We start from the raw sequence: 19,141 nt of genomic DNA on the forward strand, positions 1-19,141 counted from the left end.
GACTTGGGCACCCCGGCGGTCAGCTCTTCTTGACTGCCACTCCGCAGTAGAAGCCGAGCTCCTCGGATCCGGCCGGCGGGGTGGCGTCCGGGCGCCAGAACGGCACCTGGAGCACGCCCGGTTCGACCAGGTCGAACCCCTCGAAGAACCGCTCGACCCGGTCCCGGGAGCGCAGGTTCATGGTGGCGGTCGCGTTGTTGTAGACGGCCTGGGCCTCGGTGCGGTCGCCGACGAAGTCGCTCGTCGCGTGCGAGAGCACCAGGAAGCTGCCGTCCGGGAGCGCGTCGCGCAGGGTGGCCACGATCCGCTCGGGCTCGTCCGTGTCGGGGATGAAGTGGAGGATGGCGACGAGGAACAGCGCGACCGGCCGGCCGAAGTCGATGACGCGGCGGACCTCGGGATGGTCCAGGATCGACTGCGGATCGCGCAGGTCGGCGAGAATGATGCTGGTCGTGCCCGCCCGGTTGAGCAGCGCGTCCGCGTGCGCCTTCACGATCGGGTCGTTGTCGACGTACGCGACGCGCACGTCCGGCGCCACGGCCTGGGCGACCTCGTGCACGTTCGGCGAGGTGGGCAGCCCGGTGCCGACGTCGAGGATCTGGCGGACGCCGTTCTCGACGACGAATCGGACCGCGCGGTGCAGGAACGCACGGTTGGCCTTCACGGAGGCGTACACCTCGGGCGCGAGGGTGCCGAGCTGGTCGCCGGCCTTGCGGTCCACCTCGTAGTTGTCCTTGCCACCCAGCAGGTAGTCGTAGATCCGCGCGGGATGCGGCTTGCTGGTGTCGATCTCCACGGACCCGGTGCCGTCCTGCGTCACGTGCACTCCCATCTCGACGACCGCTCCGGCACCCCTTGGCACACCGACGGCCGGCGACAACTTTACAGATCAACTTCCGTGCCCGCGCACCGAGTTCCCCGGGCGAGAAGGACGTGCCGGCGGCCGGTGTCGCCCGTCCGGGACCGCCTTGGCTACCATCTGGTCCAGGTGTCCGGGCAGGTGGCCCGGTTTGGTTGGGGGTTTCACATGGTTACCGGTCGTGTGGTGCGGTTCGACAGCTCGCGCGGGTACGGGTTCGTCGCCCCGGACGGTGGCGGAGAGGACGTCTTCCTGCATGTGAACGACATGCAGATGTCGGAGTCGTACGTCCGCCCCGGTGTCGCGGTGGAGTTCGAGATCGAGAGCGGTGAGCGCGGCCCGAAGGCGTCCGGCGTCCGGCTCGCCCGGGGCGCCGACGTACGGACGCTCGGCCCGGACGACGACTCGCTGTGCGACCTGCTCAGCGCGGACGAGTTCACCCGCGAGGTCACCGAGACGCTGCTGGCGTCGGCGCCCACGCTCACCGCCGAGGAGATCGTGCGGGTCCGGGGCGCACTGGCCCAGTTCGCGAAGAACCACGGGTGGATCGAGGGCTGACCCGACCGCCGCGGGCGGCCGTTCCGATCGCGTGATGCGATCGCAACGGCCGCCCGTCTGCCGTCAGGACGGCGTGGCGAGGCAGGGCTGCCCCGCGCCCGAGACGATGAACACGGCCCAGGCACAGGGCCGTTGCGCGACCACCGAAACCCAGATGTGACGAGGGCCACACCTCGATCCTCGAACTTTGGCGCGCTCCGTGCATCTGGTCCGCGTCGGTTCACCGAACGGTCGCGGAGCAACGGAGCAACCCCCTCCGAGGCCGTCCAATCCATTCAGCAAGGAACACTCAATGGGTTTTGTGGCTTATCTGCGCGGCTTCGTCCCCTGGATCGTCGCCGGTGTCGTGTCGGGCTTCGTCGACTGGCGCTGGGGTGCGGTCAGCGGTGTCGTCTCGGGTCTGCTGCTCCTGCTCCAGGACCGCCGTCGGGGCGTCGACCTCGACGCGCTGGTCCTGGAGGCCAGCACCGTCGTGTACTTCGTCGTGATCGGCGCCGTCTCCGTCGCGGACCCGGAGTCGTCCCTCCAGCACCACTCCGACGTCGTCTCGTTCGTCTGGCTGGCCGCCACCGCCTGGGGCTCGCTGGCGATCCGCCGCCCCTTCACGCTGGGCATCGCCGAGCGCCAGACCCCACGAAGGAGCAAGGACATCATGAGCACCGTCCCCGAAGCACAGAACGTCGTCCTCGTCCACGGCGGATTCGTCGACGGATCGGGCTGGAAGGGCGTGTACGACGTGCAGCGCGCCGACGGCTACCGCGTGACCGTCGTGCAGAACCCCACGCTCTCGCTGGCCGGCGACGTCGCCGCGACCAGGATGGCCCTCGACGCGCAGGACGGCCCGACCGTGCTGGTCGGCCACTCCTACGGTGGCGCGGTGATCTCCGAGGCGGGCAACCACGACAACGTGAGCGCGCTCGTGTACATCGCGGCGTTCGCGCCCGACAAGGACGAGTCCGTGAACACCCTGATCGCCGACCCCGCGCCCGGCGCTCCGGTGCCGCCGATCCTGCCCCCGCGGGAGGGGTTCCTCTTCCTGGACCGGGAGAAGTTCGGCGCGTCCTTCGCCGGGGACCTGCCGGACGAGGAGGCCCGGTTCCTGGCCGACTCCCAGGTGCCGTGGGGTCTGGACGCCCTCGGCGGGACGGTCACCCAGCCCGCGTGGCGCACCAGGCCCAGCTTCTACCTGGTCGCCACCGACGACCGTATGATCCCGCCGCCGGTCCAGCGCACCATGGCCGAGCGGGCCGGCGCGACGGTGACCGAGACCGGCGGCAGCCACGCCGTCTACGTCTCCAAGCCGGCCGAGGTGGCCGCCCTCATCCGGCGGGCCGCCGGCGCGGCCACCGCCTGACCGTCCGGGCGCTCCGCAGGCGGTCGCGGAACCGACCACCGCGACCGCCCCGGCGTGATCCGGAACGCGTCCCGAGCCTCCGTGGCGGCCCCGGCAGGGCGGCTTCGCCGTCACCGGGCACCGAATCGTCCGGACGGACCTCGTGGCCGTCTGCGACGCACACCTCGCCCGTCCCGGCGGTGTGCGATACCGCCGGGACGGGACGAGGGTACGGCGCGCGACTCCGCATCCTGTCCCGCACGCCGGGCAGCACCGATGTGCGCCGGTGCGACATCGGTCCCCGCCCCGTCAGCCACACCGGTGGGGGAACCGTCGTACGCCGTTCCGGCCGGTTTCCACGGCAGCCGACGGCCGGGGTTCACCGGCGCGGCCTGGAAGGTAGTTCCTTCGGACATGGTGTTTCTCGAGGACGCGGCGCTCACGCGGGCCGCGCAGGCGGGTGAGGTGACCGCCCTCGGTCTGCTGCTCGAACGCCGCCGCGCGGGCATGCGTGCGGTGGCGCTGAGCATTCTGGGCCCGGGACCGGACGCCGACGACGTGCTGCAGGACGCGGCCCTGACCGCGCTGCGGCGGATCGGCGACGTCCGCGATCCGGGGGCGGTGGGCGCCTGGCCTCCGCCGGGCACGAGCGCGCGGCACTGGGCCGCGAGCAGGCCAGGGAGACGAGCCGCTGGATCGAGGAGCTGCTCGGCCCCGAGCGCCTCGCCACGCTGACCCTGCGGATGAGCACCCTCGCGGAGGAGACCAACTCGTAGCCGTCCCCGGTCTGCTGTCGGACCGCCGGGATCGCCGTCATGTTCAAGTCGTCGTGATGCGCTCAGCGCACCGGCGAGTCGACGCGCTGAAGGATGCGCTCGGCGTCCTGGCCGAGCCGGCGGAGCCGTTCGGGAGACAGGTTGTCCACGACGAGGTGACGGACGTTTGCCACATGCGCGGGCGCGGCCGACTCCAGTTTCCGCATGCCCTCGGGCAGCAGGATGGCGTTGGTGAACCGCCCGTCGGCCGGGTCCGGTTCACGCCGGACGTAACCGCGCTTCTCCAACCGCTTCACCAGGTGCGACAACCGGGACAGCGACGAGTTGGTCTCCTCCGCGAGGGTGCTCATCCGCAGGGTCCACTCGGGCGCCTCGGCCAGCATGGCCATGGCCATGTACTCGACCATGCTGAGGTCCGCGTCCCGCTGCAACTGGGCGTCCAGGGCCCAGGGAAGCCGGGTGATCAGCCGTACCACCGACATCCATGAGGCCAGTTCGGCCGGCATGAGCCACAGGTCGGCATGCTCGTCGGCCGGCCGCGATGTGTCGGGGGTGGTCATTTCGGGAGCGTACCAGCCGGGACACGGTGGGCGGCGGGCCGGAACCGCTGGTCCGGGCACCGGGTCGCGTGCCGCCCGGTCCCCCTCGGATCACTTGTCCCTTCATGTGATCCGCCCCGGGTGGTTCGTCAGTCCGGCCGGTGTCGCGGTCCGGGCCGGCGAGGCGGGCCGTTGGGAACTGTCCGGCTCTGTCCAGCGCGGCGCCCGCTTCGTCGAGGGGCGGTTGGTAGACCTGGAAGACATGCGGCACCCCGGGCGTGATGTCGAGGGTGACCTCGACGTCGTCGGCGGCGGCCCGCTGCGCGAGGCGGACGTCGTCGAGAAGGACCTCGTGCGACCCGGCCTGGATGATCAGCGACGGGCACCCCGCCCAGCTCGGCCGCGGTCACGGTCACCTCGGCGGGGAGCGGTTGCGCCGAGGTCGACTCGCGCAGCAGACGACGTTGTTCACTGACGCCGCTGTCGACGGGGAAGGCCGACTGAGGCGGGATCGCGTCGAGTCTCTCGCGCTGCTCGGCGTTCACGGAGGATCTCCCTTCGGTCGGGCTCGAACGCCGGGAATGCCGTCGGCAGGGTGGGGCCGAGGCGGCCGTCGACCCGGATCCGGTACAGAACCCGGTCATCACCCATGACCTCATCGCGGGAAGCCGTCAGGTTACCCGGCGTCACCGGGATCCGGTGATCGTACGGCGGTCGGACGGGACCGGTGCGTGCGTACGACGGCCGAGCCGGACGTGTAGCGTGCGTACGGCGCTCGGACCCGGCCGGTGGACAGCGGCCGCTGCTCACGGCCGCGCTGCACCGTCGCGGAGCGGTCGCCGGAAGGCCTCGATCGGTCCGGCCGGCGCCTGCCGCCCGGCTCACCGCCGGCCGAGGCCGGACGGCGGCACGATCTCCGTCTTGAGGATCTTGCCGGTGGGCCCCTTGGGCAGGGAGTCCGCGATCCACACCTTCCGCGGGTATTTGTAGGCGGCGACCTGGCCCTTGACGTACTCGCGGAGTTCCTCGGCCGTCGTCCGGGCCCCCGGCCGGAGCACCACCGCCGCGCCGACCTCCTCGCCGAGATCGGGGTCGGGAATGCCGATGACCGCGGCGTCGGCCACCGCCGGGTGCTCGTACAGCACTTCCTCGACCTCGCGGGGGTACACGTTGTACCCGCCCCGGATGATCACGTCCTTCTTCCGTCCGACGATCCAGAGGTAGCCGTCCCGGTCCAGCCGGCCGAGGTCGCCGGTGTGGAACCAGCCGTCCCGGATGGCGGCGGCGGTCTCCTCGGGGCGCTTCCAGTAGCGCTTCATCACGTTGTGCCCGCGGACCGTGATCTCGCCGGTCTCCCCCTGCGGCACCTCCGCGCCGTTGTCGACCAGCCGCACCTGGACACCGGGGATCGGGGTGCCGACCGAACCGGGCCTGGGCCCGGCCTGCAGGGTGTTGACCGAGACGACGGGCGAGGTCTCCGAGAGTCCGTAGCCTTCGAGTACGGCGCAGCCGAACGCGGTCCGGAAGTCCTGCTGCACCTGGACCGGCATCGCCGCGCCGCCGGCGAGGCACGCGCGCAGCCGGGAGACGTCGTAGGCCTCCTTGCCGGGCTGGCGCACGAGCCTGCTGTACACCGTCGGCACTCCGGCGAAGACGGTCACCCCGTGTTTCTCGACGACGGCGAGCGCCTTGGCCGCGTCGAAGCGCGGCAGCAGTGTGAGGCACGCGCCGGAGGTCACGGCGGCGTTGAGGGTGCAGGTCTGCCCGAAGGCGTGGAACAGGGGCAGTCCGCCGAAGATCACGTCGTCGGGGGTGAGCCGGAACACTTCGGTGGCCGCGATGTGGCAGTTCTGGGCGAGGTTGGCGTGGGTCAGTTCGGCGCCCTTGGGCCGACCGGTGGTACCCGAGGTGTAGAGCACGACCGCGGTGTCGTCCGGCCGGCGCACCGTCGGTTCGTCCAACGGCGTTGCGGGCTTCAGCAGTTCGTCGAAGGCGCCGGGACCGACGACGACCGCCTCCGCGTCCGCCCGCCGTGCGCCTTCGTGTGCCTCGTCGGCGAAGTCGTGCCAGGCGAACAGCAGCCGGGCCCCCGAGTCGTCGAGGTAGTAGTCGATCTCGCGGGCCTTCAGCAGGGGGTTCATCGGGACGACGACGCCACCGGCCCGGAGGGCGCCGTAGTACACGAGGGCGAACTCCGGCACGTTGGGCAGCATGAGCGCGACCCGGTCGCCGGGCCGCACACCGCGCTCCCGGAGCAGTCCCGCCGTGCGGGCGCTGAGCTCGTCGAGCTGCCGGTAGGAGACGGCGGCGTCCCCCAGGCGGAGCGCGAGGCGGTCCGGATACGTCCGGGCGCTGCTCCCCAGGTGGGATGCGAGGTTCATGTCGGCTCCTTTCCGTCGTGCCCGGGTAAGAGGCTAGGCCTGGACCGCGGAACGGCCACTGGACGCTCAATACGACCTTCCCCCGGGAATTGGTGCCACCGGACCAAAGCACAGGGATTGCGGGGCACACTGTAGGATTCCCCCTATGGCTGCGGAGCGTCCCGATGCCGTGAAGCAACTTTCCGTGGTCGCGGAGAACGTAGGGTCACGCCTCCCGGACGTCAGCCGTGACATCGGTGAGTATGTTCTTGCCGAGATCCCAGAGCTGCGGGGCGACTCGACCGTCGTGAAAATCCTGCAGGCCAGCATCGCGGAAAACGTCGCCACATTGCTGCACGTATTCGAGAACGACATTCCGCTGGAGAAGATCGAGGGGCCGGCGGCGGCTCTGGAATACGCCAGGAGGCTGGCTCAGCGGGGTATCCCCCTCAGCGCGATGGTCAGGGCCTACCGGCTGGGGCACTGGCGTTTTCTGCAGTGGTGTCTGGACGAGCTCAACCGCGAGAACGCCGACGACGACCTGCACACCGCGACCAGTCGGCGCATGCTGAGGGTGAGCTTCGGTTACATCGACCGGGTCACCGAGCACGCCATCCTGGTCTACCAGCACGAACGCGACAACTGGCTGCTCAGCCAGACCGCGGCGCGTGCCGCGCGGGTGCGGGACGTGCTCGCCGAGGACGATGTCGACCTCAACCGGGTCGAGCCGTCGCTCGGTTACCGTCTGCGTCAGCACCACCTGGGGCTGGTGGCCTGGTTGCCCACGCTGACGGACGGAGGCGAGGGAATCGCCCGGCTGCACCGGATCGCGGACGAGCTGGCCCATCGCATCTCCTGCTCCGCGAGGCCTCTTTTCGTTCCCCGGGACGCGATTCTGTCCTGGATCTGGCTGCCGCTCGGCTCACACACCGACGCGCCCCTGGAACAACTGTCGAACGCCCTTGAGAACAGCGATTCCTCGGTACATGTGTGCGCCGGGGACGTGGGGTACGGAATCGAGGGATTCCGCTCCAGTCACCGGCAGGCACTGCGCACACAGGAACTCGCCGCGGCGGCGGATCCCGTTCCCCGATTCACCGACTTCTCCACTGTCGCCCCCATAGCCCTGATGGCCACGAACATCGACGACATGCGGTCGTGGGTCTGGAGCGCCCTGGGTCCGCTGGCGGTCGACGACGAGAACAGCGCGCGGCTGCGGGAGACGGCCCTGACATTCCTCGACCACGGCTGCAGTTACACCGCGACCGCCAGCGCCCAGATCCTGCACAAGAACACCGTCCAATACCGCATCCGGAAAGCCGAGGAGATCATGGGCCGCCCGGTCCAGGCAGGCCACACCGATCTCGAGATAGCGCTGCGGGCCGTCCGGTACCTCGGCTCGACCCTCCTGCGCACCGAGCCGGCCTGACGCCGTCAGTTGCCCTGCCAGTGTGGCTGGCGGTGCTCCGCGAAGGCGTGGGCGCCCTCCTGGGCGTCGTGGGACGCCAGTACCGGTTCGGCGATCCGGTCCTGGTCGGTGAAGGCGTCCTGGTCGCTGAAGGCCCGCCGCTCGTTGAGGACACGCTTCACGGCCTCGACGGCCAGGGGTGCGTTGAGCGCGATGCTGCTGGCCAGTTCCAGGGCCCTCGTCAGCGCCTGACCCGGTTCCGTCAGCTCGTTGACCAGGCCGAACCGTTCGGCGCGCTCGGCGGGCAGCTTCCCGCCGGTGAGGAGGAGTTCGAGCGCGATGTTGTGCGGGATGCGTTCCGGCAGCCGTACCATGCCGCCTTCGGGCGGCACGATGCCGTAGCGGACCTCGGTCTGCCCGAAGGTGGCGTCGCGTGCAGCCACGATCATGTCGCAGGCGAGCGCCATCTCGGTGCCGCCGCCCAGCGCGTAGCCCTCGACGGCCGCGATGAGCGGGGTCGTGATCCGGGCGCGGGTGATACCGGCGAAGCCCCGTGCGCCGACGATCGGCTTGTCCCCGGCCGCGAAGGCCTTCAGGTCCATGCCGGCGCTGAAGACGCCGCCGGCACCGGTGAGGATGCCGACCCTGAGGTCGTCACGGGCCTCCAGTGTGTCGATGGCGGCCGCGAGGGCCCGTGCGGTGGCCCCGTCTATGGCGTTGCGGGCGGCAGGCCGGTCGATGGTGATGACGAAGATGCCGTCGATCTCCTCGGTCCGTACCGTCGGTGTGTTCATGCCCGTGGTCATGACGTGTTTCCCTTCACTGTGGCTTCGGACGACTTCAGGCGACGGCGCCGGCGCTGCGCAGTTCCTCGACCCCGGCGGCGTCGAACCCGAGGTCACGGAGCACGGCCTCGGTGTGTTCGCCCAGGTCGGGGGCGGGGCGCGGGGGAACCTTCGACTCCTGGTCGAGCCGCACGGGGCTGTCGATCGTCAGGTGCGGCTCCGCGCTGCCGTCGTCGATCGGCACGAGGATCTTGTTGGCCACGAGCTGGGGGTCGTGGGCGAACTCCTCGATCGTCTGAGCGACTCCGTAGGTGAGGCCCGCGGCGTCGAGCACCTGACGCCACTCGGCCAGCGGACGGGCCGCGAAGGTCTTGTCCAGCAGACCGGCGATCTCCGCGGCATGGGCACGGCGGCTCTGCGAGTCGGCGTAGCGCGGGTTCTGGGCGGCCTCGGGGTGGCCGATGGCCTCAAGGAACAGCGGGACCTGCTTGTCCTCGTTGGCGAAGGCCAGCAGCAGCCAGCGGTCGTCCGCGGTGCGGTAGGTGTTGGCCAGTGCGTTCGGCGGATCGGTCCGGTCGGCCGGGCGGGGCGCCTTGCCCCCGACCAGCACGGCCTGCAGCCACATGCCCGCCGCCCAGGCGCCCTCCGCCACCAGTGACGCGGTCACGCATGAGCCTTCGCCGGTCTTCTCCCGCCGGTACAGCGCGGTCATGATCCCGGCGAACAGGGTGATCGCCGTCGGGTGGTCGCCCGAACCGAACGCGTTGATCGCCGGCGGCGCGTCGTGCTGGCGTGTCACGTCCATCAGGCCGCTGCGGGCCCAGAAGGCGGTCACGTCGAACCCGGGCAGGTTCGCGTCCGGTCCCTCCTCGCCGAAGCCGGTGACATCGGCGTAGACCAGCCGGGGGTTGAGGGCGGCCAGGTCGTCGTAGTCCAGGCCCAGCTTGGCGCGGGTGCGCGGCGGGAAGTTGGTCACCAGCACGTCCGCCCAGGTCACCAGTCGTTCGACCACGGTGCGGGCGCCGGGCGACTTCAGGTTGAGTGCGATGCTGCGCTTGTTGCGGTTGTCCAGCTGCCAGGGGTAGTTGACCCCCTCGACCCGGGGGTTCGGTGGCATGCGGCTGAGCGAACGGTAGGCGTCGCCCACGCCCGGTGGTTCCACCTTGACGACGTCGGCGCCGAAGTCACCGAGGACGGTGGCCGCGGCGGGGCCCGCGATGAAGCTCGCGAGATCGACGACGTGCAGTCCCTGCAGGAGGGGCGTGTTGCTCATGACGGCTCCTCGTCCTGCGGTCAGTGCTGGCTGGGCGCCATGGGCACGAAGGCGTTGAAGCCGGTGATGTCACGGCCGACGATCAGTGCCTGCACGGTGTCGGTGCCCTCGTAGGTGTCGATGGCCTCGATGTCGCAGAGGTGCCGGGCCACGTGGTAGTCGAGAACGATCCCGTTGCCGCCGAGCATGTCTCGGGCGTCGGCGAGGATGGCCCGGGCCCGTTCGGTGTAGTGCATCTTGGCGAGTGCGACCCGGGGCATCGAGTAGTCGCCCTCGTCCAGGAGCTGGCTGAGCCGGTACTGCATGCACAGCATGTCGGTGATGTCCGCGAGCATCCGGGAGAGCCGGTACTGGATGAGCTGGAAGGCGGCCAGCGGCATCCCGAACTGCCTGCGCTGCTTGGCGTGGGCCAGGGCGGTCTCGTAACCGGCGATGGCGGCGCCGAGCGACTCCCAGGCGACGCAGAACCGCGAGGCCAGCAGGACCTTCTCGGTGTCGCGGAAGGTCTGGGCGTTCGCCAGCCGGTTCTCGGCGGGCACCCGGACGTCGGTGAGGGAGATCTGAGCGTTCTGCACACAGCGCAGCGCCGTCTTGCCCTTGATGACCGTGCATTCGAACCCGGGCATGCCCTTCTCGACGACATAGCCGCCCACGTGCCCGTCGTCGCCGCGGGCCCAGATGATCGTGTAGTCGGCGAAGGAGGCGTTGCCGATCCACCTCTTGTAACCGTTGATGACGTAGGAGTCGCCGTCCTTGCGCGCGGTCGTCTCCAGCTTGACCACGTCCGAGCCGTGCGTGGGCTCGGTCAGGCCGAAGGCGCCGATCTTCTCCAGCCGTGCCATCGGCGGGAGGAAGCGCTGCTTCTGCTCCTCCGAGCCATTCACGGCGATCGACATCATGGCCAGCGCCGACTGCACGCCGGTGAACGTCGAGACGCTCAGATCGCCCCGGGCCAGTTCGAGGATCACCAGGCCGGCCGTCACATTGCTCATCCCCGGGCAGCCGTACCCCTCGATCTGGAGGCCCGCGATGTTCAGCTGCGCCAGTTTGGGCACCAGCTCGAAGGGGAACTCCGCCCGCTCCCAGTACGGGTTGATGATCGGGATGACCTCCTGGTCCATGAACTCGCGGACCTTCTTCTTGAGCGCGCGCTGTTCGTCGGTGAGCAGGTTGTCCAGAAGGAAGTAGTCCGAGAACTCCGGTCCGCCCAGAACAGGCGGCTCCACCCCGGACGAGTTCCCGTCGGGGCTCGCGACAGCGTGGTCCCGGCCGACCGCTGCGCCGTGTGTCGCCTTCATGTGCCGTTCCTTCCGATCGGGGATCCGATGGGGTCGGTACGAACGACGCTAGGAGGGTGCAGGGGCGGAGCCACTGGGCGCGGAACACCACATCGGCCGCCGATTTGGTGCCCTTGTACCAATTGGCCGGTGAGACGCTCTCCGAGCCGGCCGACACGGGGCTGCGCCGAGCGGGGTGCCCCGCAGTGCCGGGCCGGGGGCCCTGTACCGCGGCACCAAGGACACGCTCGAATCCTGGGCGCGCAGCCCGATGCGCCGGTTTCCCCGTCGGCCGAGGCTTGGCCTGTGGCCGTCGTCCCCTCCCCCGCCACCCGTGTCCGACTTCAGGAGCAGTGATCAGCCATGACATCGCACAGGCCCGTCCACCGCGTGGCGATCGTCGGGACCGGCACCATCGGTGCCAGCTGGGCGACGCACTATCTCGTCCGTGGCTTCGACGTCACGGCGACCGATCCCTCGCCCACCGCGGAAGCGGCCCTGCGGTCGTACGTGGCGGCGGCATGGGACGCGGCCGCCTCCATCGGGCTGGCTCCCGGCGCTTCGCAGGAGCGCCTGGGCTTCACCGCCGACCTGCTTCAGGCCGTCGCGAACGCCGACTTCGTGCAGGAGAACGCGCCCGAACGCCCCGAGCTGAAGGTCAGGTTGTTCGCCGACCTCGACGACGCGACACCGCCGGACTCGATCATCGCGTCGAGTTCGTCGGGCATCACGATGAGCGAGATCCAGGCCGGGTGCCGGCGCCCGGAGCGGACCGTCATCGGCCACCCCTTCAACCCGCCGCACATCGTCCCCCTGGTCGAGGTCGTCGGCGGCACGAAGACGGCCCCGGAGACGGTCCGGGACGCCATGGCGTTCTACGCGTCGATCGGGAAGAAGCCGATCCATCTGAAGAAGGAGCTGCCCGGACACGTCGCCAACCGGATCCAGGCCGCGCTGTACCGCGAGGTCGTGTACCTGGTCAAGGAGGGCGTGCTGGACGTGGCGGACTCCGATGACGCGGTGTCCTGGGGGCCCGGGCTGCGCTGGGGTGTCATGGGCCCCCATCTGCTGTGGCATCTGGGCGGCGGCGAGGGCGGCATCCAGCACTTCATGGACACCCTGATGCCGCGGATGGTCGACTTCTGGAAGGACCTGGGGACCCCCGAGTTCACGCCCGAACTCGCGGAGACGATCGTCAGCGGTGTCCTCCAGGAGGCGAACGGCCGCTCGGTCGACGAGCTGGCCGCCGGGCGCGACGCGATGCTCTCGGCCCTGCTGGACGTCCGCGCCCGGCACGACACGGCCGGCTCCGCGAGCGCCGTGACCGTGCCCCACGACCAGGAAAGGCTGTTCGTGCTGGAGGCCAGCGGCGGTGGCCGGCTCTTCTCCGTGAACTCCGACGGCTCCGACAAGAACGTCCTCGTCACCGACTGCCGGATCCCCGACGGGGTCGCCGTCGACGTCGCCGCCGGGCACGTCTACTGGACGAACATGGGGATTCCCCCGGAGAACGACGGCTCGATCGAGCGCGTGGACCTGGACGGCGGCAACCGGACGACCATCGTCCCGGACGGCGTCACGCACACCCCGAAGCAGCTCCATTTCGAGGCCACCGACCGGAAGCTGTACTGGTGCGACCGCGAGGGCATGCGTGTGATGCGCTGCGACCTCGACGGCTCCGGCGTCGAGACCCTCGTACAGACCGGGGAGGGGGACGACGACCGCCGCGACGAGACGAAGTGGTGCGTGGGCGTCGCCGTCGATCCCGTCGGCGGCCACCTCTACTGGACCCAGAAGGGCCCCAGCGACGCGGGCCTCGGCAGGATCCTGCGGGCCGGGATCGATCTGCCCGCCGGGCAGACAGCGGCCGGGCGCGACGACATCGAGGTGCTCTTCGACGGGCTGCCGGAACCGATCGACCTGGAGCTCGACCTCGACGGGCACATGCTGTACTGGACGGACCGCGGGGACCCGCCGCGGGGCAACACCGTGAACCGCTCGCCGATGGACCCACCGGGCGGACAGTGGACGTCCGAGATCCTCCTGACCCACCTGATGGAGGGCATCGGCATCGCCCTCGACCCGGACGGCCGCCACATGTACGCGACCGACCTGGGCGGCAGCGTCTACGCGGCCGGTCTCGACGGTTCGGGCCGCAAGGAGATCCTCGCCGCACAGGGCAACCTCACCGGCATCGCACGCGCGGTGCTGCCCTGAGGGTCATGAGTCGCGCGGCGCCTGCAGACGGCTCCGCAGGGCCGTGGCGATCTGTTCCGCCGCGGCGAGCTGGTCGGGCGTGAGCGCGGACACGAACAGTTCCCGTACGGCGCGCAGGTGAGGAAGGGACGCGTTCCGGAAGGCCTCGGCGCCCTCGGGTGTGAGCACCACCTCGGCGCCCCGGCTGTCGGTGACGCACTCCTCGCGCCGGAGCAGCCCGCGCCGCTCCATGCGCCCGATCTGGTGCGAGAGACGGCTGCGCTCCCAACCGACCTGGACGGCGAGTTCGGAAGAACGCAGCCGCCGCCCTTCGGCCTCGCGCAACGCGAGGAGCACGGCGTAGTCGCCCGACGACAGGGCACTCTCGCGCTGCAGACGTGAGGAGAGTTCGGAGCGGAGCGTTTCCGTGGTCTCGATGAAGTCCCGCCAGATCCGCAGTTCATCAGCGGTGGGGTAGTCCTTCCGTCGCGCTGCCATCGTGCCGCCCCCTCGTCGTAGTTGACACGTCAATCATATCGAGGCAATGATTGATGCGTCAACCAACCGTCGGCCGTGTCGTCCACGGCCGGAGGGCGCGGCAGGAGGGGCTCATGACCGCCCAGGGATTCGCACTGGGGCTCAACTCGTTCGGAGAGGTCGCGACCGGTGCCGACGGCCCACTGAGCGACGCCGAGACCGTGCGCCTGCTCGTCGAGGAGGCGAGGCTCGCGGAATCCGTGGGGCTCGACGTGTTCAGCATCGGCGAGCACTACCGCCGGGGCCACAACGACAGCGCCACCCCGGTCCTGCTCGCCGCGATCGCCACCGCGACGCGGCGCATCCGGCTCGGCACCGCGGTGACCGTGCTGAGCACGAACGACCCGGTGCGGTTGTACACCGAGTTCGCCACCCTGGACGCCGTCTCGAACGGCCGTGCCGAGCTCGTCCTCGGGCGGGCGTCGGCCACCGACTCGTTCCCGCTGTTCGGCTACGACCTCGCCGACTACGAGGAGCTCTTCGAGGAGAAGCTCGACCTGTTCATGCGTCTGCAGCGCGAGGAGACGGTGACCTGGTCGGGGCGGTTCCGGCCGCCGCTCGTGGCGCAGCAACTGCATCCCCGGATGCCGGCCGGTGGCATCCCCACCTGGATCGGCGTGGGCGGCAGCCCCAACTCCGTACTCCGCGCGGCCCGTTACGATCTGCCGCTGATGCTCGCCGTCATCGGCGGACGCCCGCAGCGCTTCGCCGGCCATGTCGAGCTCTACCACCGCGCGCTCGAACAGTTCGGGCACGCCCGGCGGCCGGTCGCCCAGCACTCCCTCGGGATCGTCGCGGACACCGACGAGGAGGCGGTCGAGACCTGGTGGACGTACTGGCAGCCGGTCGTGGCCCGGCTCGCGGCGGAACGCGGCTTCTACCAGCCGACCTGGGAGCGCTATCTGCGGGAGGTCGAGACGGGCGCGCTCTTCGTCGGATCGCCCGAGACCGTCGCCCGCAAAATCGCCGCGACCGCCCGTGATCTGCACCTCAGCCGTTTCGACCTCAAGTACGACGTCATGAACCTGCCCCGCGAGGCCCGGGCCCGCAGCATCGAGCTGCTGGGCCGCGAGGTCGCCCCGCTGGTGCGGCAACTGCTTGCGAAGGAGCCCATCCATGTCTGATCTCGTCTTCGGTCTGGACACGTTCGGCGATGTGCCGCAGGACGACTCGGGAAACCCGGTGTCCGACGCGCGGGCCATCCGGCAGGTCGTCGACGAGGCCGTGCTCGCCGAGGAGACCGGCGTCGACGCCATCGCCCTCGGGGAACACCACCGCCCGGAATTCGCGATCTCGACCCCGGAGACCGTCCTCGCCGGCATCGCCACGCGGACCGAGCGCATCCGGCTGGCCTCCGGTGTGACCGTGCTGAGCTCCGACGACCCGGTCCGGGTCTTCCAGCGCTTCGCCACGGTGGACGCGCTCTCGAACGGCCGCGCCGAGGTCATCCTCGGGCGCGGCTCCTTCACCGAGTCGTTCCCGCTCTTCGGCTACGACCTGAGCGATTACGACGTGCTGTTCGAAGAAAAGATCGAGCTGTTCGCCAAGCTGCTGGAGGAGAAGCCGGTCACCTGGAGCGGCACCAAGCGGGCGCCGCTCGACGGCGCGGACGTCTTCCCCAAGACCGAGTCGGGGCACCTGACCACCTGGGTCGGGGTCGGTGGCACACCCCAGTCCGTCATCCGCACCGCGCGCTACGGCTTCCCGCTCATGATCGCCATCATCGGCGGCTCCCCGGAGCGCTTCGCGCCGTACGTCGACCTCTACCGGCGCGCCGCCGACCAGTTCGGCACGACCGCTCATCCGGTCGGGATGCACTCGCCGGGCTTCATCGCCGACACCGACGAGGAGGCCCGCGAGCTGCACTGGCCGTACTACCGGGTCATCCGGGACCGCATCGGCGCGCAGCGGGGCTGGCCGCCGATCCGCAAGGCGGAGTACGAGGCCGAGATCGAGCACGGCTCCCTCTACATCGGCTCCCCGGAGACGGTCGCCCGCAAGATGGCCCGCGCGATCAAGGCGCTCGGCGTCGGCCGGTTCGACCTCATCTACACCAGCGGGTCACAGCCGATCAGCGGCCGGCTGCGCGCCGTCGAGCTGTACGGCACCAAGGTGATCCCGATGGTCCGCGAACTCCTCGCGGACTGACGCCATGAACGGAGAAGACATGGAGACCAGCGCCGTGCGCACCGTCGGCATCCTGGGCGCGGGGAAGGTCGGCACCGTGCTGGCACGGCTCGCGGTGGCCGCCGGCTACCGCGTCCTGATCGCCGGATCCGGCGCCCCCGACCGGATCGCCCTCACCGTCGAGGTCCTCACCCCCGGCGCCGTCCCGGTCACCGCCGAGCAGGCCGCGAGGGAGGCGGACGTCGTCGTCCTGGCGCTGCCGCTCGGCAAGTACCGCACCGTCCCCGCCGAAGCACTGCGCGGCAGGCTCGTCATCGACGCGATGAACTACTGGTGGGAGGTCGACGGCATCCGCGACGACCTCACCGACCCGCTCACCTCGTCCAGCGAGACCGTGCAGGCGTATCTGCCGGGAGCGCGTGTGATCAAGGCGTTCAACCACATGGGCTACCACGACCTGGAGGACGGGGCCCGGCCCGCGGGGACGCCGGGACGCAAGGCGATCGCGATCGCCGGCGACGATCCGGACGGCCTCGCCACCGTCGCCCGCCTCGTCGACGCTCTCGGCTTCGACCCCGTCCCGGCAGGTCCCCTCGCCGAGGGGGTGCGGCTGGAACCGGGCACCGAGCCCTTCGGCGCCAACACCGACGCCGGAGAACTGCGCGCGATGCTGGACCGCTTCCCCGAGTCCGACCGCGGCCGCACCGTGATCGGCGCGCGGGCGGCCGCCGGGGAGCGGGCCGAGGAGGCCGCCTGATCAGGATGCGAACGGCACCTGTGCCGACGGGACACCGGCCTTGGCGAAGGGGTGCCGCCACACCCCCTCCGCGGCCAGCCGGGGCAGCACCCCTTCCCCGAACCAGTACGCCTCCTCCAGGTGCGGATACCCGGAGAGCACGAACTCCTCGATCCCGAGCGCCGCGTATTCCCTGATCCGCGCGGCGACCTCGTCGTGCGAGCCGACCAGGGCGGTACCCGCCCCGCCCCGCCCCAGCCCGATACCGGCCCAGAGGTTGGGATGGATCTCCAGCGCGTCCCGCCGGCCGCCGTGCAGCGCGAGCATCCGCTGCTGCCCCTCGGACTCGCTCCGCCCCAGCCCCGCCTGAACGGACTCGACGGTCTCCGGATCGAACCCGTCAAGGAGCCGGTTCGCCTCGGCCCAGGCCTGCTCGGAGGTGTCGCGGGTGATGACATGCAGCCGGATCCCGAACCGCAGGGTCCGGCCCTCCTTCGCCGCCAGCCCCCGGATCCAGGCGATCTTCTCCGCGACCTGGGCCGGCGGCTCGCCCCAGGTCAGATACACGTCGACATACCGGGCCGCGACCTCCCCGGCGATCGGCGACGATCCCCCGAAGTACACCTCGGGCACCGGATCCGGCAGCCGGGCCAGCCTGGCGTCCTCGACGTGCAGGTGCTCCCCCTCCAGGTCGACGGTCCTGCCCTCCCACAACCCCCGTACGACTTCGAGGAATTCACCGGTACGGCGGTACCGCGCGTCCTTGTCGAGGAAGTCCCCGTAGGCCCGCTGCTCATGACTCTCGCCCCCGGTGACGACATTGAGCAGCAGCCGTCCCCCGCTCTGCCGCTGGAACGTGGACGCCATCTGCGCGGCGAGCGTGGGCGAGACGAAGCCCGGCCGGAAGGCGACCAGGAACTTCAGCCGCTCGGTGTGCTGACTCACCATGGCCGTGGTCAGCCAGGCGTCCTCGCACCAGGCGCCGGTGGGCGTGAGCGCCCCCACGAAACCGAGGTCCTCCGCCGCCTTGGCGATCTGGCTCAGATAGGCGACCGTCGGCGGCCGGTCCCGGCCGGAGACGGTGGCAGGGGTGCCGTGGCCGCCGCCGACGACATGGCGGCTGTCCCCGTTGGTGGGCAGGAACCAGTGGAAGGTGAGGGACACGAGGCGTTCTCCGTTCGTGAGTGTCCGTCAGAGCAGGCCGTGGCGGGGCGGCAGGGTGCCGCTGAGCACGTACCGGCCGATGTGCTGGATCTTCCAGCGGGCCGGGTCGTGCAGGGTGTGGGTGCGGGCGTCCCGCCAATGCCGGTGCAGGTTCAGGGAGTCGATGGCCGAGCGGGTGCCGGACACCTCGAACAGCGCCCCGGCGACCTCGACGGCCGCGTCGGCCGCCGTCGCCTTCGCGGCGGCCACCGCGATGGACGCCTCGGCGGCCGTCTCGGCGGTGAGATCGGCGCCGGCCGCGTCGACCTGGCGGGCGGCCTCCCGCAACAGCGCCTCGGCCGCCCGTACCCGCAGGGCGAGTTCACCGAACCGCTGGACGAGCAGCGGGTCCTCTGCGGCGGTCTCCGCCCCGCTCTCGAACCAGGGCCGGCTCCTGGTCCGTACGAACTCCGCCGCCTCCGCCAGCGCTCCCCCGGCGATCCCCACGTCGATGGCCGCGTGCAGCAACTGAGCCACCGCGCCATGGAGTTGGGGCCCCTGGAAGGTCAGGTGGTGCGGCAGCACCCGGTCTACGGGGACGCGGACACCGTCCAGCCGGACCGTCCCGCTGGCGGTGGTGCGCTGCCCCATGCCGTCCCAGTCGTCGACGACCGTGAGGCCGGGCGCGCCCCGGGGGACGTACGCCACCTGCAGGGTGTCGTCCTCGGCACGCGCCAGGATGGGGATCCAGTCGGCGAAGAGGGCGCCGGTGGAGTAGTGCTTGACCCCGTTCAGCAGGTAGGAGCCGTCGCCGAGGCGCTCCAGGCGGGTCCGGATGTCCTGGACGTGTTGCGTGCCCGCCTCGGACTGTGCGTTGCCGAACCGGCCGCCCGCGAGCAGCTCGGCGAAGAAGAACTTCCGCTGTTCCTCGGTTCCCTGACGGCGGATCACGTTCACGTACACGAAGTGGCTCTGCGGTATCTGGGCGAGGCTGCCGTCGGCCGAGCCCAGCAGCCGGAAGATCTCCGCGAGGGCCTGGGCACCGATGTCGGCGCCGCCGTGCTCGGCGGGCACGGTCACGGCGAGCAGCCCCGAGGCCGACAATCGGTCCAACTCGGCCCGGGGCAGCCTGCGTTCCGCGTCGCGTTCGGCGGCCCCGGCGCGGAACTCGTCGGCCAGGGCGGTGGCGAGGACGATGGCCTCCGTGGCGTCGGCGATGACATGTGCGGTCATC

Annotated in this window: 16 protein-coding genes and 1 pseudogene; 8 read left to right on the forward strand and 9 right to left on the reverse strand. The window is 70.7% G+C overall.

What is annotated here, in order from left to right; genetic code table 11:
* Nucleotides 1-19 precede the first annotated feature (19 nt).
* Entirely contained in the window at nucleotides 20-820 is an 801-nt protein-coding gene (locus ACIRR9_RS41185) for an SAM-dependent methyltransferase (protein WP_403763320.1), read from the reverse strand.
* Nucleotides 821-1,027: 207 nt separating this feature from the next.
* Between ACIRR9_RS41185 and ACIRR9_RS41190 the strand changes: the two genes are divergently transcribed.
* The 3 genes and pseudogenes from ACIRR9_RS41190 to ACIRR9_RS41200 form a co-directional block, all read left to right on the forward strand.
* The gene (locus ACIRR9_RS41190) at nucleotides 1,028-1,417 is read left to right on the forward strand and encodes a cold-shock protein (protein WP_403763323.1); all 390 of its coding nucleotides are present in this window, start codon (nucleotides 1,028-1,030) and stop codon (nucleotides 1,415-1,417) included.
* 652 nt (nucleotides 1,418-2,069) lie between these two features.
* Nucleotides 2,070-2,771, forward strand: a complete 702-nt coding sequence (locus ACIRR9_RS41195; RefSeq protein WP_403763454.1) for an alpha/beta hydrolase — start codon at nucleotides 2,070-2,072, stop codon at nucleotides 2,769-2,771.
* A gap of 393 nt (nucleotides 2,772-3,164) precedes the next feature.
* Nucleotides 3,165-3,383, forward strand: a pseudogene (locus ACIRR9_RS41200) (RNA polymerase sigma factor); the annotation flags it as partial.
* A gap of 205 nt (nucleotides 3,384-3,588) precedes the next feature.
* Here ACIRR9_RS41200 and ACIRR9_RS41205 read toward each other — a convergent pair.
* Nucleotides 3,589-4,086, reverse strand: coding sequence for a MarR family winged helix-turn-helix transcriptional regulator (locus ACIRR9_RS41205; RefSeq protein WP_403763326.1), 498 nt, complete (start codon nucleotides 4,084-4,086; stop codon nucleotides 3,589-3,591).
* Between the two features lie 860 nt (nucleotides 4,087-4,946).
* The gene (locus ACIRR9_RS41210) at nucleotides 4,947-6,446 is read right to left on the reverse strand and encodes a long-chain fatty acid--CoA ligase (protein ID WP_403763329.1); all 1,500 of its coding nucleotides are present in this window, start codon (nucleotides 6,444-6,446) and stop codon (nucleotides 4,947-4,949) included.
* 145 nt (nucleotides 6,447-6,591) lie between these two features.
* Here ACIRR9_RS41210 and ACIRR9_RS41215 point away from each other — a divergent pair, with 145 nt between their 5' ends.
* Nucleotides 6,592-7,854, forward strand: a complete 1,263-nt coding sequence (locus tag ACIRR9_RS41215; RefSeq protein ID WP_403763332.1) for a PucR family transcriptional regulator — start codon at nucleotides 6,592-6,594, stop codon at nucleotides 7,852-7,854.
* Nucleotides 7,855-7,859: 5 nt separating this feature from the next.
* On the opposite strand, the gene ACIRR9_RS41220 is transcribed toward ACIRR9_RS41215, so the two are convergent.
* The 3 genes from ACIRR9_RS41220 to ACIRR9_RS41230 are packed head-to-tail and all read right to left on the reverse strand — an operon-like array spanning nucleotide 7,860 to nucleotide 11,189.
* Nucleotides 7,860-8,639, reverse strand: coding sequence for a crotonase/enoyl-CoA hydratase family protein (locus ACIRR9_RS41220; protein ID WP_403763335.1), 780 nt, complete (start codon nucleotides 8,637-8,639; stop codon nucleotides 7,860-7,862).
* Between the two features lie 34 nt (nucleotides 8,640-8,673).
* Complete coding sequence (locus tag ACIRR9_RS41225; RefSeq protein ID WP_403763338.1) at nucleotides 8,674-9,891, reverse strand: CaiB/BaiF CoA transferase family protein; 1,218 nt, start codon at nucleotides 9,889-9,891, stop codon at nucleotides 8,674-8,676.
* Nucleotides 9,892-9,911: 20 nt separating this feature from the next.
* Nucleotides 9,912-11,189, reverse strand: a complete 1,278-nt coding sequence (locus ACIRR9_RS41230) for an acyl-CoA dehydrogenase family protein (protein WP_403763341.1) — start codon at nucleotides 11,187-11,189, stop codon at nucleotides 9,912-9,914.
* Between the two features lie 342 nt (nucleotides 11,190-11,531).
* On the opposite strand from ACIRR9_RS41230, the gene ACIRR9_RS41235 reads away from it, so the two are divergent.
* Complete coding sequence (locus ACIRR9_RS41235; RefSeq protein ID WP_403763344.1) at nucleotides 11,532-13,385, forward strand: 3-hydroxyacyl-CoA dehydrogenase NAD-binding domain-containing protein; 1,854 nt, start codon at nucleotides 11,532-11,534, stop codon at nucleotides 13,383-13,385.
* 3 nt (nucleotides 13,386-13,388) lie between these two features.
* Here ACIRR9_RS41235 and ACIRR9_RS41240 read toward each other — a convergent pair whose 3' ends face one another.
* Nucleotides 13,389-13,862, reverse strand: a complete 474-nt coding sequence (locus ACIRR9_RS41240) for a MarR family winged helix-turn-helix transcriptional regulator (RefSeq protein ID WP_403763347.1) — start codon at nucleotides 13,860-13,862, stop codon at nucleotides 13,389-13,391.
* Nucleotides 13,863-13,975: 113 nt separating this feature from the next.
* On the opposite strand from ACIRR9_RS41240, the gene ACIRR9_RS41245 reads away from it, so the two are divergent.
* From ACIRR9_RS41245 to ACIRR9_RS41255, 3 genes are read left to right on the forward strand one after another with little or no spacing between them, the layout of a single operon-like run.
* Complete coding sequence (locus ACIRR9_RS41245; protein WP_403763350.1) at nucleotides 13,976-15,025, forward strand: LLM class flavin-dependent oxidoreductase; 1,050 nt, start codon at nucleotides 13,976-13,978, stop codon at nucleotides 15,023-15,025.
* Nucleotides 15,018-16,049: an LLM class flavin-dependent oxidoreductase gene (locus ACIRR9_RS41250; protein ID WP_403763353.1), complete on the forward strand. Its 1,032-nt coding sequence runs from the start codon at nucleotides 15,018-15,020 to the stop codon at nucleotides 16,047-16,049. Before ACIRR9_RS41245 ends, ACIRR9_RS41250 begins: the two co-directional genes overlap by 8 nt.
* Nucleotides 16,050-16,068: 19 nt before the next feature.
* Entirely contained in the window at nucleotides 16,069-16,785 is a 717-nt protein-coding gene (locus tag ACIRR9_RS41255) for an NADPH-dependent F420 reductase (RefSeq protein ID WP_403763355.1), read from the forward strand.
* Here ACIRR9_RS41255 and ACIRR9_RS41260 read toward each other — a convergent pair whose 3' ends face one another.
* Both ACIRR9_RS41260 and ACIRR9_RS41265 read right to left on the reverse strand, forming a co-directional pair.
* The gene (locus ACIRR9_RS41260; RefSeq protein ID WP_403763358.1) at nucleotides 16,786-17,928 is read right to left on the reverse strand and encodes an LLM class flavin-dependent oxidoreductase; all 1,143 of its coding nucleotides are present in this window, start codon (nucleotides 17,926-17,928) and stop codon (nucleotides 16,786-16,788) included. It abuts the gene before it with no gap.
* A 27-nt stretch (nucleotides 17,929-17,955) separates the two neighbouring features.
* Complete coding sequence (locus tag ACIRR9_RS41265) at nucleotides 17,956-19,140, reverse strand: SfnB family sulfur acquisition oxidoreductase (protein WP_403763361.1); 1,185 nt, start codon at nucleotides 19,138-19,140, stop codon at nucleotides 17,956-17,958.
* Nucleotide 19,141: the final 1 nt, after the last annotated feature.

It is taken from the genome of Streptomyces sp. NPDC101234 (genome assembly GCF_044767525.1).
GTDB classification, from domain to species: Bacteria; Actinomycetota; Actinomycetes; order Streptomycetales; family Streptomycetaceae; genus Streptomyces; species Streptomyces sasae.

What these genes read in the sequence shown, in the direction of transcription:
- ACIRR9_RS41190 (WP_403763323.1), top strand. Translation starts at nt 1,028, where the DNA reads ATGGTTACCGGTCGTGTGGTGCGGTTCGACAGCTCGCGCGGGTACGGG.
- ACIRR9_RS41195 (WP_403763454.1), top strand. Translation starts at nt 2,070, where the DNA reads ATGAGCACCGTCCCCGAAGCACAGAACGTCGTCCTCGTCCACGGCGGA.
- ACIRR9_RS41205 (WP_403763326.1), bottom strand. Translation starts at nt 4,086, where the DNA reads ATGACCACCCCCGACACATCGCGGCCGGCCGACGAGCATGCCGACCTG.
- ACIRR9_RS41210 (WP_403763329.1), bottom strand. Translation starts at nt 6,446, where the DNA reads ATGAACCTCGCATCCCACCTGGGGAGCAGCGCCCGGACGTATCCGGAC.
- ACIRR9_RS41215 (WP_403763332.1), top strand. Translation starts at nt 6,592, where the DNA reads ATGGCTGCGGAGCGTCCCGATGCCGTGAAGCAACTTTCCGTGGTCGCG.
- ACIRR9_RS41220 (WP_403763335.1), bottom strand. Translation starts at nt 8,639, where the DNA reads ATGACCACGGGCATGAACACACCGACGGTACGGACCGAGGAGATCGAC.
- ACIRR9_RS41225 (WP_403763338.1), bottom strand. Translation starts at nt 9,891, where the DNA reads ATGAGCAACACGCCCCTCCTGCAGGGACTGCACGTCGTCGATCTCGCG.
- ACIRR9_RS41230 (WP_403763341.1), bottom strand. Translation starts at nt 11,189, where the DNA reads ATGAAGGCGACACACGGCGCAGCGGTCGGCCGGGACCACGCTGTCGCG.
- ACIRR9_RS41235 (WP_403763344.1), top strand. Translation starts at nt 11,532, where the DNA reads ATGACATCGCACAGGCCCGTCCACCGCGTGGCGATCGTCGGGACCGGC.
- ACIRR9_RS41240 (WP_403763347.1), bottom strand. Translation starts at nt 13,862, where the DNA reads ATGGCAGCGCGACGGAAGGACTACCCCACCGCTGATGAACTGCGGATC.
- ACIRR9_RS41245 (WP_403763350.1), top strand. Translation starts at nt 13,976, where the DNA reads ATGACCGCCCAGGGATTCGCACTGGGGCTCAACTCGTTCGGAGAGGTC.
- ACIRR9_RS41250 (WP_403763353.1), top strand. Translation starts at nt 15,018, where the DNA reads ATGTCTGATCTCGTCTTCGGTCTGGACACGTTCGGCGATGTGCCGCAG.
- ACIRR9_RS41255 (WP_403763355.1), top strand. Translation starts at nt 16,069, where the DNA reads ATGGAGACCAGCGCCGTGCGCACCGTCGGCATCCTGGGCGCGGGGAAG.
- ACIRR9_RS41265 (WP_403763361.1), bottom strand. Translation starts at nt 19,140, where the DNA reads ATGACCGCACATGTCATCGCCGACGCCACGGAGGCCATCGTCCTCGCC.